General features: G+C 41.9%; 22 protein-coding genes and 2 pseudogenes. 1 reads left to right on the forward strand and 23 read right to left on the reverse strand.

Features of this window, described 5'->3' with window-relative positions:
- Positions 1-3: 3 nt before the first annotated feature.
- The 19 genes and pseudogenes from JCM19055_RS13230 to JCM19055_RS13290 all read right to left on the reverse strand — a co-directional run bounded on the left by JCM19055_RS13230 (position 4) and on the right by JCM19055_RS13290 (position 13,989).
- On the reverse strand, positions 4-486 hold the full coding sequence (locus JCM19055_RS13230) for a hypothetical protein (RefSeq protein ID WP_042360054.1): 483 nt from the start codon (positions 484-486) through the stop codon (positions 4-6).
- Positions 452-883 carry a hypothetical protein gene (locus JCM19055_RS13235; RefSeq protein ID WP_152549882.1) on the reverse strand — a complete coding sequence of 144 codons (432 nt, stop codon included), beginning with the start codon at positions 881-883 and terminating at the stop codon, positions 452-454. Before JCM19055_RS13235 ends, JCM19055_RS13230 begins: the two co-directional genes overlap by 35 nt.
- Positions 880-1,344 (reverse strand): hypothetical protein, encoded by a 465-nt coding sequence (locus JCM19055_RS13240; RefSeq protein ID WP_042360056.1) that lies wholly within the window; start codon positions 1,342-1,344, stop codon positions 880-882. The genes JCM19055_RS13235 and JCM19055_RS13240 overlap by 4 nt, the downstream gene beginning before the upstream one ends.
- On the reverse strand, positions 1,325-1,489 hold the full coding sequence (locus tag JCM19055_RS27440; RefSeq protein WP_193745431.1) for a hypothetical protein: 165 nt from the start codon (positions 1,487-1,489) through the stop codon (positions 1,325-1,327). The genes JCM19055_RS13240 and JCM19055_RS27440 overlap by 20 nt, the downstream gene beginning before the upstream one ends.
- On the reverse strand, positions 1,446-2,327 hold the full coding sequence (locus tag JCM19055_RS13245; RefSeq protein ID WP_042360057.1) for an AAA family ATPase: 882 nt from the start codon (positions 2,325-2,327) through the stop codon (positions 1,446-1,448). The genes JCM19055_RS27440 and JCM19055_RS13245 overlap by 44 nt, the downstream gene beginning before the upstream one ends.
- Positions 2,324-2,506 carry a hypothetical protein gene (locus JCM19055_RS29760; protein ID WP_265182149.1) on the reverse strand — a complete coding sequence of 61 codons (183 nt, stop codon included), beginning with the start codon at positions 2,504-2,506 and terminating at the stop codon, positions 2,324-2,326. Before JCM19055_RS29760 ends, JCM19055_RS13245 begins: the two co-directional genes overlap by 4 nt.
- A 139-nt stretch (positions 2,507-2,645) precedes the next feature.
- Positions 2,646-3,520: pseudogene (locus JCM19055_RS29765) on the reverse strand (exonuclease SbcCD subunit D).
- 20 nt (positions 3,521-3,540) lie between these two features.
- The gene (locus tag JCM19055_RS13255; RefSeq protein ID WP_265182151.1) at positions 3,541-4,485 is read right to left on the reverse strand and encodes a PD-(D/E)XK nuclease family protein; all 945 of its coding nucleotides are present in this window, start codon (positions 4,483-4,485) and stop codon (positions 3,541-3,543) included.
- Positions 4,482-5,225, reverse strand: a complete 744-nt coding sequence (locus tag JCM19055_RS13260; RefSeq protein WP_042360059.1) for a 3'-5' exonuclease — start codon at positions 5,223-5,225, stop codon at positions 4,482-4,484. The genes JCM19055_RS13255 and JCM19055_RS13260 overlap by 4 nt, the downstream gene beginning before the upstream one ends.
- Positions 5,226-5,238: 13 nt before the next feature.
- Positions 5,239-6,645 carry a UvrD-helicase domain-containing protein gene (locus JCM19055_RS31875; protein ID WP_265182152.1) on the reverse strand — a complete coding sequence of 469 codons (1,407 nt, stop codon included), beginning with the start codon at positions 6,643-6,645 and terminating at the stop codon, positions 5,239-5,241.
- Between the two features lie 97 nt (positions 6,646-6,742).
- Positions 6,743-7,249 (reverse strand): UvrD-helicase domain-containing protein, encoded by a 507-nt coding sequence (locus JCM19055_RS24015; RefSeq protein ID WP_052366322.1) that lies wholly within the window; start codon positions 7,247-7,249, stop codon positions 6,743-6,745.
- On the reverse strand, positions 7,246-7,605 hold the full coding sequence (locus JCM19055_RS24020) for a PD-(D/E)XK nuclease family protein (protein ID WP_152549883.1): 360 nt from the start codon (positions 7,603-7,605) through the stop codon (positions 7,246-7,248). Before JCM19055_RS24020 ends, JCM19055_RS24015 begins: the two co-directional genes overlap by 4 nt.
- Complete coding sequence (locus JCM19055_RS31880; protein ID WP_052366324.1) at positions 7,487-7,816, reverse strand: hypothetical protein; 330 nt, start codon at positions 7,814-7,816, stop codon at positions 7,487-7,489. Before JCM19055_RS31880 ends, JCM19055_RS24020 begins: the two co-directional genes overlap by 119 nt.
- Positions 7,800-9,380: a PD-(D/E)XK nuclease family protein gene (locus JCM19055_RS31885; RefSeq protein WP_152549885.1), complete on the reverse strand. Its 1,581-nt coding sequence runs from the start codon at positions 9,378-9,380 to the stop codon at positions 7,800-7,802. Before JCM19055_RS31885 ends, JCM19055_RS31880 begins: the two co-directional genes overlap by 17 nt.
- A gap of 80 nt (positions 9,381-9,460) precedes the next feature.
- Positions 9,461-10,732, reverse strand: a complete 1,272-nt coding sequence (locus JCM19055_RS24035; RefSeq protein ID WP_052366326.1) for a PD-(D/E)XK nuclease family protein — start codon at positions 10,730-10,732, stop codon at positions 9,461-9,463.
- Between the two features lie 15 nt (positions 10,733-10,747).
- Complete coding sequence (locus JCM19055_RS13275; RefSeq protein WP_193745433.1) at positions 10,748-11,419, reverse strand: serine protease; 672 nt, start codon at positions 11,417-11,419, stop codon at positions 10,748-10,750.
- Positions 11,319-11,675 carry a hypothetical protein gene (locus JCM19055_RS27445; RefSeq protein WP_042360060.1) on the reverse strand — a complete coding sequence of 119 codons (357 nt, stop codon included), beginning with the start codon at positions 11,673-11,675 and terminating at the stop codon, positions 11,319-11,321. Before JCM19055_RS27445 ends, JCM19055_RS13275 begins: the two co-directional genes overlap by 101 nt.
- A 703-nt stretch (positions 11,676-12,378) precedes the next feature.
- Positions 12,379-13,218, reverse strand: coding sequence for a sulfurtransferase (locus JCM19055_RS13285; RefSeq protein WP_370543138.1), 840 nt, complete (start codon positions 13,216-13,218; stop codon positions 12,379-12,381).
- A 174-nt stretch (positions 13,219-13,392) separates the two neighbouring features.
- Complete coding sequence (locus tag JCM19055_RS13290; RefSeq protein ID WP_152549886.1) at positions 13,393-13,989, reverse strand: hypothetical protein; 597 nt, start codon at positions 13,987-13,989, stop codon at positions 13,393-13,395.
- Positions 13,990-14,189: 200 nt separating this feature from the next.
- Between JCM19055_RS13290 and JCM19055_RS13295 the strand changes: the two genes are divergently transcribed.
- Positions 14,190-15,011, forward strand: coding sequence for a R2-like ligand-binding oxidase (locus JCM19055_RS13295; RefSeq protein WP_265182162.1), 822 nt, complete (start codon positions 14,190-14,192; stop codon positions 15,009-15,011).
- Positions 15,012-15,028: 17 nt separating this feature from the next.
- Here JCM19055_RS13295 and JCM19055_RS13300 read toward each other — a convergent pair.
- From JCM19055_RS13300 to JCM19055_RS13315, 4 genes and pseudogenes are all read right to left on the reverse strand, one after another.
- A pseudogene (locus JCM19055_RS13300) lies at positions 15,029-16,173 on the reverse strand (iron-containing alcohol dehydrogenase).
- Between the two features lie 95 nt (positions 16,174-16,268).
- Complete coding sequence (locus JCM19055_RS13305) at positions 16,269-16,472, reverse strand: DUF6501 family protein (RefSeq protein WP_042360062.1); 204 nt, start codon at positions 16,470-16,472, stop codon at positions 16,269-16,271.
- Between the two features lie 18 nt (positions 16,473-16,490).
- Positions 16,491-16,973: a hypothetical protein gene (locus tag JCM19055_RS13310; RefSeq protein ID WP_152549888.1), complete on the reverse strand. Its 483-nt coding sequence runs from the start codon at positions 16,971-16,973 to the stop codon at positions 16,491-16,493.
- Positions 16,974-17,117: 144 nt separating this feature from the next.
- Positions 17,118-17,531, reverse strand: coding sequence for a hypothetical protein (locus tag JCM19055_RS13315; protein ID WP_042360064.1), 414 nt, complete (start codon positions 17,529-17,531; stop codon positions 17,118-17,120).
- Positions 17,532-17,644 lie beyond the last annotated feature (113 nt).

Below are 17,644 nucleotides of genomic sequence, written 5' to 3' on the forward strand. Positions count from 1 at the left end.
ACGTCAGCCTGAACGTTCTCTAACGTTTCGCTTCCTACGAGGTCGCGTACTTTTTTTCGTAAAGCTCTCGGTTTCTTTCTTTAAAGACTCACGTTGATGCTCAAGCTTTATTTGCTCTGTTTGTAACTCTGACGCTCGTTGTTCAAGCGTTCGCTCATCACGTTGGAGTTGCTCTCGTTCTTTGTGCCACTCCGCTTGTGCTTCCCTTAACGAACGCATTTGCTTTTCTTCGTCCCTGACATTCGTTTTCTCTCGTTCAAGTGAATCCAATGTCAAAGGCGCAAATTGTACGTACCATTGATCACGAAGTTGAATATACTCGTTGCGCTTCGTTTCAATGCGTTGTTGTGCTTCCTCATATTGCTTTTTATAATCATTTACCGTTTGTGTTTGGTTTTTAACGCTTTGATTCAGGTGATTAAACTCTTGAAGTAACGTTTCCGTTTTTGCTTCAATTCGAGCGACCGTTTGTACTTTTTTTCTCAAACATTGTGATCCATTGTTGTAACGATTCTAGCATCGTTTCTCGTTGCAATGATACGTGTTCAACATTGTCGCTTTCCACTTGGACATCTTGAACTGTGATCACAGCTCTCACTCGCTCAGACAACGATTCTAGCGTCCGTTGATACGAGGTTGCTTCGTATAATGATTGTAGTTTCTCATATGCAGGCTCTAGATCTTCATGGCTTCCTTTATGCTGATGATGATGTTTGTTAGGGTGGTCAACTGATCCACATACAGGACATGCAGCACCGTCTTCTAGGTGAGCCGCTAAGCTCGCAATAAGTTGATCTTGCTCAGATGACATAGCTTGTTTGACCGTTTTGATATGCTCTTTTCGGTAACGCTCTAATTCATGTAGCGCGTTGTACCAGTTCACAATATACTCATAGGCCGTTTGCAACCGTTCTGCACGATTGTCCCGCTCTTTGACGACTTCATCATATCGTTGTTGCTCTTCGTCCCGCTTTTTTTTCTTTCGCTTTTAACATCTTGTTCATATTCTGTAAGCGCGGATCGTTGCTGAATAAGAGGCATAGCAGCTTCACTCGCGTCACGCACGTGTTGATGATGAGATTCTCGCTCAAGTAGTGTCATAAGTTGATCTTCGACCGTTGTCATTTGCGATGAACGGTCGCGAATCGTCCGTTGTATTGCTTCTTTTTGGTTAGTTGTTTCGATCACTTGTTGCGCTTGCTTTTTGATTTCAAGGTCGAATTCGTTTAATTTACGATGAATCTCTTGAAAGGTCTGTTGTTCTTGCAACAGCTGTTCCACTTGTTGTTGTTTCATCATTAATGAAGGTTCATGTTTGTTTCGTTCATTTTTTTGCAGTTTCATAGCGCATCACCGCTTGTCTATGCTGCTCTGAACGTTTCGTAACACGTTCGTCGATTTCTTTTTGTTGTTGTTGAAGTTCATTGAGTGTGTTTGTCGTTTCCTCAAGCGTTTCTAAAAAAAGGTTGAACGAGAACGACGAGTTCATGAATTTGCTTCTTTTCCACGGACTCTTGAAGTGATTGTTTCTCCTCAACGAACTTCGTACGCTCTTTTTCCATCTCTTCTTTTTCTCTTTGCAAACTTATTAGTGACTCAGCCTTTTTAAACTGTCGGTCGAGTTCTTCATTGTTTTGACTCTCTTTCTTTACGTCATGACCTGCTTTTTCAGCTTGTTGCCTGACTTCTTCTAGCGCTTGTTTAGATGCATCGCCCATTCCTTGCTGTTCGCGTTCGATCATAAGAATTTCTTGTTTGTGTGCTTGAATGCCTTCTCGAACTTTGTCATTCAATTCATCGCCGTATTTATGCAAGTTGAACAAACGTTGCAACATGACTCTTCGGTCAGTTCCTTTTAACTGTAGAAACTCTGAGAATTTGTTTTGGGGCAACACTACAGCACGGGTAAAATCTGATAACTGCAGGCCAATTAACTCTTGAACATAGTCATTCATATCGCCAACTTTATCAGCGAGTACGACTGGCTCTTCGGTTAAGTCCACAAATCGTGATCGTGATGTTTGCAACTTGTCCTCATTTGAACGTTTTACTTTACGCTCAGCAAGGTACGTTCTTCCACCGATTTGGAACGTATAAGAAACAGACGCTTCCTTTTCAGCTTGGTTAATCATACTTACACCAACCGCACTATTTCGCCCCATTTTCCCGTAAAGCGCAAAGGTCATTGCATCTAAGATCGTCGATTTCCCACTACCTGTAGGTCCAAAAATCCCAAATACCCCTCCTTCACAGAGGGCATTAAAGTCAATCGTTACCTTTTCTCTAAAGCTATGAAGCCCTGAAATACTTAAAGAGATTGGTCTCATGATGGTCCCGCCTTTCGATGTTCAGTCGATTCATCATCGAGTAGCGACAGAAATAGTTGCATGACTTCTTGTTCTGGTTCTGCACCACCGGTTCGCTTAACGTAAAACTGCCGAAACAACTCATCGATCGGTACGTCTTTACGTTCTTCATAATGGTGCATGCTTTCTTCTGGCAACACCGCACGAATTGTAACAATTCCAGGTGAGCACGGCGAATCTTGCCGATGTCATCAGGCTTTAATGTATGGTCGCTATGAATGGACAAATCTACCCATTCATCAAGTTTGTTCGTTTCCTCTAACCATTTGTACACTTCTTCTAGACCGTTTTTTTTGCACGTACTTTTACGAGCGGCTTACCACTAGAGAGCGGTACCTCTTTAATCGTCGCCTCAGTGTTAGGCTTCGCATCGACAATTGTGACCGATTTGGAGACGGCCGTATCATTAAAAGAAAACGCGAGTGGCGAACCCGAATAACGCGTAGGTGTAGGAGCGTGATGCACCCACTGGGGACGGTGTAAGTGACCTAGTGCTGTATACGAAACATTACTCGGCAACGATTGAGGCTTAACGGTGTACGCACCACCAACTTCAATCGGTCGTTCACTGTCCGTTGATGCTCCGCCACTTACGTAAATGTGACTCATCGCAACGTTGACGTCGTTTGCTGAAAATGACTTGCTTAGCTTGTTAAACAATTCCCTAATTCGTTGATCGTATGTTTGTTGATAAGCAACATCCTCAGTTACCGACTCCCCAGTTTCTGTGAAACTGATCTTTAACCTTGATTCGGAAGGGTAAGGAAGTGCAGCGATGTTAAGCGTTTCGGAATGTGCAGGAATCCAAATACTCATCGGCGCTTCATTCGGTAAGCCGAGCATATGAATGCGTTCATTTCGAATGAGAGGTCTTGCAGCTGCTAATCGCTCAGGTTGATCGTGATTTCCGGCAATAACAGCAACCGCCCGCTTCCCTCCGTCTGAAAGAGACTTAAGCTCTCGTAATATAGTTCTTCAGCGACAGCAGGTGGGTTGGAACTGTCGTATACGTCACCAGCTATGAGCACTGCGTCTACCGCTTCTTCGTCAACAATGTTAACGAGTTCATCAATGAATGCTACATGCTCACTCGTCCGATCTCTACCTTCTAGCGTGCGACCAAAATGCCAATCTGCCGTATGCAATAAGCGCATCGGTTTTCATCCTTTCTTGATCACAACTTAAGAGCATGTCCTCCATCAAAGAAATAGAGCCAACTCTCGGTAATCTCTTCGTTCCATATTTGTTCTAATGCTTCTTTATACAGTCGCAATTGTTGTTCATAGCGCTTTCGCATGACTGACTCTGCTTCGTCAAAACCATTAGTAAAACGGCTTGTAATCTGGTCAGTCTTATAATCAATTAAAATATTTTTTCCTGCGTGATCGACAAATACAAGATCGGCCATTCCTTGCACGAGCACAGCATTCTCCGCTTCGGTTTTGCGAATATAAGAGAACGCAATTTCACGATGAATTTCCGTTGCTTGTTGAATACGAGTGCCAAGATCACTTTGAATAAATTTAAGAACCGCTGTTGTGTCAACAACTTCTGCTTCTTGTGCTGTTAGTAATTCTTTCTCTTTTAAGGTGTTCGTTAATGAACTGATCTCATCTTCGTGAGTCTCTGCAAATGACACGTGCTGCATAACCGTATGCGTCGCCGTGCCAATTTCCGCTCCACTCAATTTTTGTTGCTGCATGAATTTCGGACGCCTTGCATTGGACGTTGTAAAACTATTGTTCTTCATCGTATGCTGACTATAAGGGTCCTCTTCTTGTAGCGTTTGCTTTAACTCTGAAACGCTCTGTTTCGCAAATGAATCCGTTGCTTGTTTGTACGGATAGTCAAAACGTAATCGCTCAGATATAAAGTCGTAGTACTCACTTTTCTCACCGATCGGTTTTAATTGTTTCATCTGTTGCAGTGTTTCTTCAATTGCCTCTACTTCGAGTTGTTCATGCTCCCGCTTTTGCTCTTCAATGACGTTAAGTGTAAACGTTGCATCGTGAGGATACCGGGAATAAGCAACATAATCAGGGTGCTCATTCTCCATTTGTGGATGACGCAACAATGCAGGGATAATAAAGTCATAAAAGTGCTTCGCGTTCGATCTCACATGAACAGGTAAAAGCACTTGATCACTTTCGGCATAAAGCTTGTACCTGCCAAACTGTTCTCAACACCTTTTGATGATCCGATGAGAAATAACTTTTCTTTCGCTCTCGTTAATGCCACATACAAGATTCGAAGTTCCTCTGACATTTGTTCACGTTTTTGCGCCTCTTTAATCGCAAGTTCGGGCAACGTCTTTCGTTTAATTCGACGTTTCGTATCAAAGTACGACGAACCAAATCCAAGTGATTGATGGATTTGTATTGACCGCCTGCTATCGGACAAGTTGAAGTTCTTCATCATATCAACGACAAAAACGACCGGAAACTCTAGCCCTTTACTTTTATGGATTGAAAGAATCGTTACGACATCTTCTTTTTCACTTAACGTCCGGGCACTTTCAAGGTCATCTCCTTGTTCTTCCATACGATCTACGAATCGTAAAAAGCGGAAAATGCCCCGAAAGGACGTTTTCTCAAATGTTTTCGCTTTATCGTACAACGCTTGAACGTTTGCTTGGCGTTGCTTACCACCACTCAACCCGCCAACATATGCATCATAACCGGTTTCTTCAAACAGCTCCCAAATGAATGTCGCAAGTGACGTATGCCTTGCCCGAACACGCCAGCTTTGTAAATGCACATAAAAAAGATGCAATCGTCGTTTCCAATCTTCATGATGTGCTTTTTCAACGAGAAAACTGCTTTCAGTGCTTGCATCTAATGCTGGTAACGTGGCGATCATTGCCTTAACCGCTTCAAAAAAACGGTTGTCCTACCGCTTGCAGTCGAATTTCAGCTAGTTCATGTTCACGCAACCCAACGATCGGTGAGCGCAACACCGAGGCTAATGGAATGTCTTGGTATGGGTTATCAATCACCCGGAGTAGCGATAACATGACTTGTACTTCTACACGTCTAAAATAACCTTCATCTCGATCTGAGTACACCGGAATGCCCGCTCGCTTAAACACGTCGAGATAGATCGGTGCCGAAGGTAATGAACGCATTAAAATGGCAAAGTCACGATACTCCACAGGTCTCGTTGCCTTCGTTTGTTTATCGAACACTGGATATGCTTCGTGGATCAGTCGCTGAATTTTGTTCGCTACAAGTTGAGCTTCTTGTTCAACTTTCGTTAACGTTTCTTCATCATTCGCATCACTTGGTGCCTCAACGACGTATACTTCTGGATCATAATCACTTGCTTGATCATCGTAATGGATATTGCCATATTGCAACGATTGGCTTTCATCATACGTTACATCGCCTACTTCTTTATCCATCGTCTGCTCAAATAAGTAATTGACGCCATCCAACACCGTACGTCGACTTCTGAAGTTACTCGAAAGGTCAATTTTAATGCCTTCGGTCGATGCGCTCTCTACATTCAAATCATCAATTTTTGCATACGTTTCATGTTTATGAATAAACAATGCTGGTTCAGCCAGACGGAATCGATAGATACTCTGTTTTACATCACCGACCATAAAGCGGTTACGACCGTTTGATAACAATTCTAAGATCGCTTCTTGCACTTGGTTCGTATCTTGGTATTCATCCGTTAATACTTCTTCGAAGTGACCTTGATAGAAAAGTGCTGCTTCAGATGGCTTTCGAATCGATTCACTACTCAATATTTCTAAAGCAAAATGTTCGAGGTCATCAAAATCAATGAGTGTTTTCTCACGCTTCATCGCTCGATAATGCTCAGAAAACGCTTGAACGATCTCGACAAGTTGAACGATTCTCGGTTTCATCGCCTCAATAACTTCAAGATACGACGTTGGGTCTGGCTTTAACAGTTCAGCGACATCTTCGAGCAACTTTTTACTTTGATCACGGTATGCTTTTGCTCTTTCCAAAGTATCTTCATCAATGTCTTGGTTTCTTGGTTTTGCCGGCATTCGGCCCCACGTAAATTGCTCCACTGCCTCGCGAATGCTATCCCAACGTTCATATTCATCCATCACTTGTACGGCATGGAGTTTCGATTGGAAATACTCGTAGTTATGTTCCAATGCAAGTTCAAGCGCTTTTGCTAGCGCGTTTTTAGCAGCATGTACTTTCTCTTTTATTGCACGTAACAAATGCGTTCCCCATATCGTTTCTTCTGGGTGAGTATACGCATCGTTATACATCGTCACTAATGATTCAAGCCACACGTTCGGTTCAGGATGCGCTCTTGAACGTGTATACATTTCAAATACGAGGGAACGAAAACCATCATCACTTCGATCATTGCTATACGCTTCAACGAGTTCAAAAAAAAGATTCTGCGTTTTCTACAGGTTGGCTATAATACCGTTCTAATACGTCTTCTAACACTTCTTCTTTTAATAGCTCTCGTTCCGTATCGTTTGCAATTCGAACTTTCGGATCTACGTCAATATCGTAATAATAATTGCGAATTAATTCCTGGCAAAAAGAATGGAGGGTAGAGATATTCGCACGGTTTAATAACTGCCTTTGACGTTGTAAGTAAAGCGACGGGTTCGTCTGCAACTGTTCTTCAATTCGCTCGCCAATTCGTTCTTTCATTTCTGCCGCTGCGGCTTTCGTAAACGTAACGATCAGTAGGCGATCAATTTCTGCAGGGTCGAGTGGGTCCATAATTCGCCTTACAATTCGTTCAACGAGCACAGCTGTTTTTCCACTTCCAGCTGCTGCTGCGACGAGAATGTTTCCACCCTTTAATGAGATTGCTTGCCACTGCGCGTCTGTCCAATGGACATGTGCAGGTTTAGCGTCTATTGACCATGAGCTCAATTGGTTTCACCTCGATTCTTCTTCACTCTTTCGACCATTAATGAAAGGGCGTCTTTGTCCGAAAGACTCATAACAGGTTTGTATTCATTGTCTGGTAATGTTGGGTCGAACTGACATACAGAATTAAACGGACAATAAGTACAAGCGATCTGTTCTTGGTTTTTGTTATACGGATCAATTGCAGTCTTTCCGCTCGTCATCTCATTGCCAATCTCTGTAATCTTATCGTTTAGAAATTCATGCATCGCTTGTAACTGTTCTTTTTCGATGACTTTGGAATTTGAGTGAAATCCACCGTCTTTTTTTAAGTGTTGCAGGTACAACATGTGATTTGCCGTACTCAGGTAATGTTTCATCCATTAAGCTTGCAATCGTCGAGTCTTTTTGAAGCCATCCAGATAATTTATGCTGTTTAAACCGCTCAAGGTGTAACGTTTCATCGTCAATACTTTCAGCGATATCAATGACCGGGTTGTGAATATGAAAATAAAACATTCCGCCCACGTCTGCTTCAATACCGAGCCAGCTTTTTGAACCATTCACGACAATATCAAGATAAACAGGCATTTGCAGAGAAATACCGTGTAAGACGTCGGAAAATGATAACGTTTTTTTTACTCGATTTGTAGTCAATCACTTGTAAAAATGATCCTGAATCTGTTTGCGAGCGATCAACACGGTCAATTCGGCCTCGAAGCAGCATATTTGTACCGTTGCTTAACGGATAGACCGGTGAAGGAAGGGAGGTTCCTTTACCGAATTGCACTTCTAAATCAATCGTCTCAAAGTTAGATAATTGAGCTTGTTGTCGAAGCGTTTGCGTAACGGTTTGAACGATTGCAAGTAATTTTTGACTAACGTAACGAAAATGATTCGTACTTTCTAAAATGTTGCGCTGAATTTTTGGCAATAAGCGCTCGACGCTTTTCTGTGTTATATCACGGCATTCGTCTGCTCGAATTGTTTTCCACGATTGGTTTGTTGCTTTTAGATAATCAGAGATTTCTTTTAAGGCTGCATGAAACAGTTCACCAATATCAAATGCTTCTAGGCGAAACACTTCTCGGTCCCTTAATTGCAATCCATATTGGCTAAAATGACGAAACGCACATTGCTCAAACAGTTCCATGCGACTCACACTGGCTTCAATCTGTTCGCCGTACAGTTGGTTCGTGAGCGTTTCTGAAATAGGAACGGCTTCATTCTTATACGTCAAACTATCTAATGCGGTACGAAGTTGAGGTTCATAAGCTTTCGCATCGAGTAACCAATGGTACACGTCATACCATGCGATTGAAATTTCTTCACCGTGCTTGTACTTTTGAAATTGCCTCGCTAAGTCTTCGATGACTTGGGTTGGATGGGCGATATGTTGCAGCTGCGTTTCAAATTCAACACCGTTTGCTTCGTGTTCTACCAATTCGTGCTTCACATCTGGAAAACGCTCTTTCACTTGGCGAATGAGCGATGACGGTAACAAACTAGAGCCTTCCTCGTCAGCCAAGGCATACGTGAACAACAGCTGCGATTTTGGACTCGCTTCAGCCATGTAAATATAAAACGGTTCATGCCAAAGTCGGTTTGTCGCCGACGGTCCAAGTGTGACACCCATGGATTCAAATTGTGTGCGCTCTGCTTCAGTTAAAAGACCATCATCTTGCGGGCGCTTTGGGATCACCCCTTCGTTACACCCAACAATATACGTCACTTCAATATCCGGTAGACGAGAACGTTCCATATCAGCAATCGTGACTTGGTCGAGTGCAGGAGGAACGAGACGAAAGCTCATACTCTCAAGACCTGCATCCATCATGCTCGCAAAGTCTTTAACACTCATCTTTTCTGTTCCTGAAACATCAACAAACTGTTCGAGCACTTCAATGACGTTCGACCACACTTGGTCGTGTTCACTGCTCTGTTCTAAATCCCCACGTTCACTAGCAGATGCACTTAATCGTTCAAGCTTCTGGTCGACGTCTACGTCCAAGAGAAATTGATACAATGCTTTACACATGTCTTCGACGTTTTCGCTCTTTTTAAGACGCTTTTCAAGCGTTACTAACGGAGTTACTACTGTGATTTTCGTATCATTAAGTCGTTCTTCAATGTCGCGTTCCTGATCTGTTTGCACTCGGCTTTCCAACGCATGCCGTGAACGAGAATAAGACCAATGTTCATCCACACGCCATTTCTTTCCATAAATACCTGTAGCTAAAACGTAGTTTCCAGCTCATCAATACGCTCTCGGTATACTTGTGTATGCACGTCTAGCGGATTAAATAAGTCTGTTTTAAACGCTCGAAATACCGGTTCATAACGGTAGTTTTGAATGATTGATTCAAGTGATGATCGGATTAATTCAACGACCGGATGGTGCATCATCGTCCGAGTATCATCGAGGAAGAAGGCGATATCGTAGCGTTTGAAAATTTGTTTGATCAAGTCTTCGTACGGAGAAATGTCACGCAGTAACAGTGCAAAGTCTTTATAACGTAAATCGTTAACGCGAACCTTTTCACGAATCGAGCGGGCGACAGCTTCAATCTCAACACGTCGATTAACTGCTTCCACAATTTCAATACTTCCGTCGCTGCTTTCTTTACTGGACTTCTTGCTATAGTCTTGATTTTGTTCAATCAAGGCAACGCCACTTGCTCGATATCGTTTTCCGGGAAGAAATTCAACAGATTCAAATGGTACATGTTGTTGCTTTAGTCGCTCAGCAAACTGTATAAATGTTTTAGTTGGCAAATAAAAGCGGTCCAATTCATTCGCTTCCATCGTTGCCGGTTCCTTCGGTAAAGTAAGAGCCATCGTCATTTCATCGACTTGATTTAAAAGCTCAAATAAGACATTTTGTTCTTGTTGACTCACATCATGGAACCCATCAATAAAAACGGTTGCCCCTTTAAACAACTCAGATTGTGGGAGATAAACGAGCGCTAACTTCAGCATTTCTTCTTGATTTAAGTACACACCGTCGAATTGGTTTTCAAATTCTTGGAAGATCAAATGCAAATCGTGTTGTTTATCGATAAATGCCGTCCGATTTGCGTCTTCAGTTGGCTTTATTACATCCGCGGTTAACGCTTGGCGCCGCATCTCGGTTAACAGTCGTTCCATTTCTTCAATGAATCCATTCGTACTCGCTGCTTTTTGGAATACACGCAGTTCTGGCTTTGTTTTTTCGATGACTTTTTTTAGTAGCATGTGCATGCCAGGTTTATGTAGCCGATCTCTCGTAAACCCGCCAACTTCTTGTAGCACACGGTAAGCTAACCTCGAGAAACTAAGCACGTGCGCTCGCGTCATCCCACCTACTTTACGAGCTAACTGATCTTCAATTTGAAACGTCATCTGCTCTGGTACGATAAAAATTAACGGCTTGCCCGATTTCGGACTCGCATCTAGCATTTCGACTGCTTTCTCAACGAGTGCAGTTGATTTTCCACTACCACTTCTTCCTACATAAAAAGTAAACAACGTCGCTTCCCTCCTTTACTTTTGTTCGTTAACATCTTCAATCCACTCATACGATGGAATCATTAAGCCAACTCTGCCGTCATCATGACTTCGTGTCGCATAAATAATACCAATCACTTCACCATCTTCATTAATCGCTGGACTCCCAGAATTCCCGCTATACGTTGGTGCGGATATTAACGTTGGTGTGCCCGTCTCAATAATTTCTCCTTCATTCGCAATACCAGTAAATGTCAAAGGATTGCCGATAATCGTTAAATCCGTTCCTGTATCAAATGATTCATCTGTGGCTATAGGCAACGACTCAACTGGCACATCGGTTTCTAGTTGAACGAGTGCAAAATCGTGATCCTCAGATTCCATTACGACTTCGCCTCGATACGCTGAACCATCATGCAACGTTGCAATGACTTGAAATGCACCTTCGATAACATGCCGATTTGTCGCAAGTAATCCGTCTTCATTCACGAAAAAACCTGTTCCTCTTGAAGATTGTCCTTCACCTTCTACTTGCATCGTTACGACCGACTCTCGCCACTCTTGAACTTCCTCGTTTTGAGACAGTTCATAAGACGTTGCTAGAAAATCAATCACTTCCGGCCGTAAATATTGAAATAATGCAGTCGCCCCTTGAATGACGAGTAAGAAAGAGACGAAAATGATTCCGATTTTCTGCCACCGCTTCATTTTTTTTCTTCTTTTTCGTAGTTTTCTCGTCGTCAGGTTCATCATTTAGAAAATATTCGAGGGGAGGTTCTTCTGGTGGGATATTTTCGTCTATGTACGTTTCTTCCTCATTCGTTCCTTCTTCTTCGCTCAGTTCTAAATCGCGATCCGTTAATGTTTCATCAACTGGATGTTCTTTATGTTCGTTAGTGTAATTTCTTTTTTTCTCTTCATTGTCTTGATCGCTGTTCTTTTTATCATCATCATGCGGTCTCATACGTAAATAAGCCCCTTTTACAATAACTATGTCCATCATATCATTTATGAAATGGTTCGGTCATTTATAAAGAACATCTGTTCACAAAAAAATAAAGCGCACCTGTAAAGGTGCGCCAGATTGTCGAAAAAGTGCTGTTCTTATATAAATGAAGTAAAGAGTTAATGAACTTGTAGATTTTAAAGTATTGAAGTTATACATTTTACTTTTGCTTTTACAAACTCAATATGCTGTATAAAAGCGGCTGTCGTGGCGAAGACGCCTACGGGAGTAGCGTTAGCCGAAGATCATCGTGCGAAGCACGATAGCTGAGGCAACGCCCGCGGCAAGCGTAGCCACAGAAGCCGCTTACTCATTTACGAGTAGGCTTTTGGTCCGTTTAAGTTTCTCAACAGCCTGACGCACCTGTAAAGGTGCGCAATAATCCATTATAAAAACCGGTTTTCTTCACTAGTTTACTATGATCGCTTTCCCATCAATTAATGGCAAAACTCCATTATAATCGCTCGTGTACGAAAGAATAGAAGCGATCGTGCAAAAACAGCTTCTAAACATCGGCACAATAGACATTCATTCATTTAAATGATCGTATTCCAAACGTTATGTTTCTTAGGCAATCTCTTGACCAAGAAACATAACGTCAGTTTATTATTTCGTATGCAATGGAAGCGATGAATCGCCTGCCCACTCGGTCATTGAACCATCATACACAGCAACGTCTTTTTTTACCGAGAAGATAAAGTACAAACGCGTTCCAAGTGGCTGCGATTCCACCACCGCAGTATGCGATGACTTTTTTATTTGAATCAAGCGCTCCAGTCGGTTCAAAGATGTCACGTAATTGCTGTTCTTCTCTTACTTTAAACGTCTCGTCATCGTTAAGAGATGCAAAGAAGACATTGTGGCTCGTTGGAATGTGTCCTGGGCGGCCGTATGTGTTCTTTTCTCCAGAGAAATCAGCTGGTGACAAGCAGTTTAAGAGGACGGTATTTGAATCAGTCGTTGCTCGTTTAACGTCTTCTTTTGTAGCAAGTAACTCCGTGTTTCGAGCGATCGTCACATTTCCTTTCGGGTATTCGTTTGTACCCGTTTCAACATTTCGTCCTTCATGTTTCCATTTTCTAAATCCACCTTCTAAGATTGAAACGTTCTCGAACCCTTCAAAACGAAGATGCCACCAAAGTCTAGAAGCCCAATCTGATGCACTAATGTTCGTACCAACGACAGCAATTTGATCATATACAACGACATGTGTGTCATCACTTACACCGAGTCGTTCAATTGCTTCTTTAAATTGCTCTTCACTAGGTACTGTAAATGCGCTAGCACTGTTCGAATCTGCAAGCTCTCCTGCAATGTCTCCATAAACAGCACCAGGTATATGTCCTTCTTCATATGCTTCTTTTCCAGACTTCACGTCATACGGACGCCCTTCTTCCGTTGAAGGCATTAAAAACGTTGTTGCGTCTATAATTCGAACTTTAGGGTCTTCTAGGTGTTCTTGTAACCATTCTGTCGTTACTAACGGTGATTGATTTGTCAATGTCAACACTCCCTTTGTTAATTCACTATTAAGTTACCATTATTCCGATCTATCTACAAGGATTTTGCTTATCATCTCGTATAGACTGTTTCATTACGACTTTATTTATGCACATCATTATGGTACGTGAAATTATTTACCGTTTTATCAATCATTTGTCACCCATTCCCGTTTTCATCCTTTGGATTGGCCATCTTCAACATCTTCATCTTCTGTCTCATTTGGATTTAAATAGTCATACGTCTCTTGAAGAGCGGCAATGATCGCACCCGTTGCTTGAATCCATCCGCCTGTGATCGCTAAATCCTCGGAATCGATGTCTTGTTTCTCTTGAATTCCCGCAAGTGCCTGCGCTCCGTTTCCGACCACTTGTAGACCATTTGCATAAAAATCAACGAGTTCTTCGTCTTGAATGGCTGTATAAATCGACAATGAGCCACCTGTTGCTTGAAACAGATCACCCGTAATTGCCAAATCTAAATCATCAAGAAAGACGCCACGAAGAACGATCACATTGCCAATAGCAGGAATGATGTTGCCGTATTGATCGAGCACGTTGTCCGCTTCATCAGCAAGTACTGCCGCTCCTACTGCTTGTAAGGAATTGCCGATGATTGCATACGGTTGATTCCCATCACCAATAACGAGAATTGGCGTTCCACCGATTGCAGAAATTACAGTTCCAATTGCTTGTGCCCATGAACCGATGAGCGCTGGATACTCCCCATCACCACTCCCCCCACACCCACTACTGTATTCACACAAATACATCGAGTGAAATGTAAGCGCTAACAAAAAGTGACAAAAATAGACAAAGTTGCTTTGCTACACTTAAGACATACCATTTTAAGGGAGGCTCATATGACGAAAAAAAACGCTCATTACTAGCAGTCGTCGCCTAGACGAACAATCTTTGCCTTACAAGTTGTACAAAAAAAGCCAATCGTTTCGGCACTTGGAACCCTGAAGACATTAACTATTCTCACGACAAAGCTCATTGGCCACACTTACCTGATGAACAAAAACAAGCCATCCTTCGGGTTATTGCTAAATTCCAAGGCGGGGAAGAAGCCGTCACTCGTGATTTATTGCCATTAATTATGGTCATTTCTAATGAAGGTAGAATTGAAGAAGAAATGTTTTTAACGACGTTTCTTCACGAAGAAGCCAAACATACAGAGTTTTTCCAACTCGTCCTCTCCACGATTGATGAAACAGAACCATTATCTAAGCATTACGATCCTGCGTATGAACAATTATTTAACGAAACGTTGCCAAATGCAATGGATAGACTGTTAACGGATCAATCCCCAGAAGCGATCGCTGATGCTGCAACGATTTATAACATGTTTGTAGAAGGTGTGCTTGCAGAATCTGGTTATCATACGTTTTACGAACAACTTCAACATACCGGAATGATGCCTGGGCTTCTTGAAGGAGTCGGTTATTTAAAGCGTGATGAATCGAGACATATTGCATACGGTACCTATTTATTGCACCGCATTATAAAAGAACACCCGCACATTTATGATCAAGTCATCGAGCGCCTTGATGAATTAAAGCCAGTTGCTGTGAACTTCAGTAAAGATGAAAATGGCACGATTAATGAAGATTCATTAGCGTACATGATGAAACAATTAGATACGAGATTAAACATCTTAAAACGCGCGAAGCTCAAAGTAATGATGATGCTGATCGTGATATTGAAAGCACGGTTCTTTAACTTACAAAAACTCCGCGATGTAAAAGATCGCGGAGTTTTTGTTTACATAATAATTATACAGTTAACTTAGATGCTTTTAAATAAAGCTCAAAAAAACGTTTCTTCAGTCGTTTCTTTCGGATTCGTAAACGAACTGACGTCTGTCGTCGCGTCTTTTGCCATCTCTTTGTAATCACTTTCAGTCATTTCATACTCTGAAAGACTAGGAATACCAATGCGTTCGATGAGTTGTTCAACGAAAACCACTGCATCACTCGCCTTTTTGCGACCACCTGGTTCAAAGATGTTGGCGATCGTTTCAAATCGCTCCGGACAGGCATCTACATTGTAAGCCATAACGACCGGAAGCAGATTCGCATTTGCAATTCCGTGTGGTACGTTAAATTTCCCACCTAACGGATGAGCCAATGCGTGGGTATTGCCGAGTCCAGCATTTTGGAATGCGATGCCCGCAAGAAGACTTCCAGCCATCATGTCTTCTCTCGCTTCAAGATCTTCACCATTTGTAACTGCGCGCTCTAGGCTTCTAGAAATCATCGCAATCGCTTCTAGCGCAATATGATCAATTAGCGGAGAATTGTTGTTCATCGTATTCTTAGACGTATACGCTTCGATTGCGTGTGTTAAAGCGTCACTACCTGTAGCTGCTGTTAATACTTTCGGTAACTTTAACGTTAGCACAGGATCTACGAGGGCAATAACAGGGGACATAAATGGATGACCAATCGCTTGTTTACGACCTGTTTCTTCATTTGTAATAACTGCCCACTGAGTCACTTCACTTCCTGTACCTGACGTGGTTGGAATCGTAATGAGTGGAGGCCCTTGCTTTTCAAATGTACGATTACCAATGATTGCATCATAGTCGTTGATACTTCCATCATTGGCTGACATGATGCTGATCGCTTTTGCTGCATCCATTACACTTCCGCCACCAACTGCAACGATGCTATCAAACTGCTGATTCTGAATCAACGTAGCACCTTTCATGACGACTTTACTAGGAGGTTGGCAGGAATATCATGCATCACTTCATAGTCATACGTGTGCTCATCAAGTTGGTTCGTTATTACGTTTGCAATCCCTGCATCCATAATTCCTTGATCTGTAAGTACGAGCGGACGCTTCTTCCCTAACTTTTGTAACTGATCATGAAGTGTAAGACTTGCATCTCGTTGAAAGACAACTGAAGTTCCTACAAAAAAATTGAAATTGGATTGTAGACATCGTATCCTCCTTTAATGTAAGCGTTATCACACAACGTTATTTTACTCTTATTTTTCAAAAGATTCAATCATTAAATAAAAATAAACTGTCCAAGGACAGTTTATTTCTCTTCAAAGTAGTCTTTTAGGAAGCCACCGACTTTACCGGTATCATCAATTACAAAGTAAAATTCATCCGTTTCATTCTTCACATCATAATCTTTCCCAGGTGTTAGCACCGAATCAACTTTGTATTTCTTTGCATCGGCGTGAACGCAACGAATGCTTTTGATCGTTTCACTGTTTTGCCATTTGAAGTGTAACATTGCCTATAACTTCCCCTTTTAATCATCATGTAGTACGAGTTCTGGTAGATGATCTAATATAAATTGTGCCTTTGTCGCATCTGCTAATAAATTAAACCGTTTATAATACGTGAGTACTTTATCAAACTGTTGGTCCGTGTTCTTATTCTCATCAAAAATCCGCTCAAATGCTTCGTCTGCTAACATAAATGCTGCAACAAAATCCGTAAATGGAATGACGTAATTCTTTGCTTCTGTTTGAATTGAAGAGCAATAAATCATTTCATTGGATTGATCCCTGAAAAACGAAGCTACTTCTTCCATGTACACTTGATAACTTTCTTGAACGAGCTGAGATTTGTCAGTGTAATACTGTTCAAGATCACGGAAAAACGAGATGAAAAACGGTAAATCTTCTCGCTTTATATTTAAATCAAAACCTATTTCTTTGATCCTCGGCCAATTCATCGGTTCTAACGAGTGGTGTAGTGAGCGACAGTAAAAATAACGCTTGCGACTCAATGTCATGTCGTCCCCTTTCAAATCAGGCTCTGGTTAGTTAGTTGAGATTGATTATCAATAGTATATCATGGGACGACGTTTATTGACAATTACAGGAACGAAAAAAGGCAGTCGTCTAATTGTCGACCGCCTCGTGTCTATCAATTACAAGCAATTCCACCGTCTTGCTTCACTCAAAAAGTTAATCAATTTCGATTCCGTTGAAAATACCGTATCGTTTAAATCATGATTTGTAATATGGATGTGTAATGTATCGCGATCTGCTTTCTTCTCTAGCCAAATGCCACTTAGCCCAACTTCTTCGTTTGAAATGAGCTTCATCTCAAGCTGCTCACAAATTTCATTAATATTCGCTCGATTACGCGGCAAGTCAATCGTTATATTCAACTGCTCAGGAGATTCTGCTGAAATAAATCCCCATTTCGTACCTTTCCAGGAACGACAACCCGTTCGACTATTCAAAATGATGTCTTCTTGATCGGTTGATAATAACGTCGTGTTTGACCAGCCTCTCATTTGGATCGCCGCACGCAATTCTTGAGCTTTCGTCTGTACCATGAAAATCCCTCCTCAAAAATGTTTGCATGGTCACGTCTTACGTCTCCACACATCTTACGACCATCAGGCAGAGGCTCGTTACTAATAAAACGTCATCAACCCTCAATCTTATA

It is taken from the genome of Geomicrobium sp. JCM 19055, assembly GCF_000698185.1.
Lineage (GTDB): Bacteria > Bacillota > Bacilli > Bacillales > Marinococcaceae > Geomicrobium_A > Geomicrobium_A sediminis.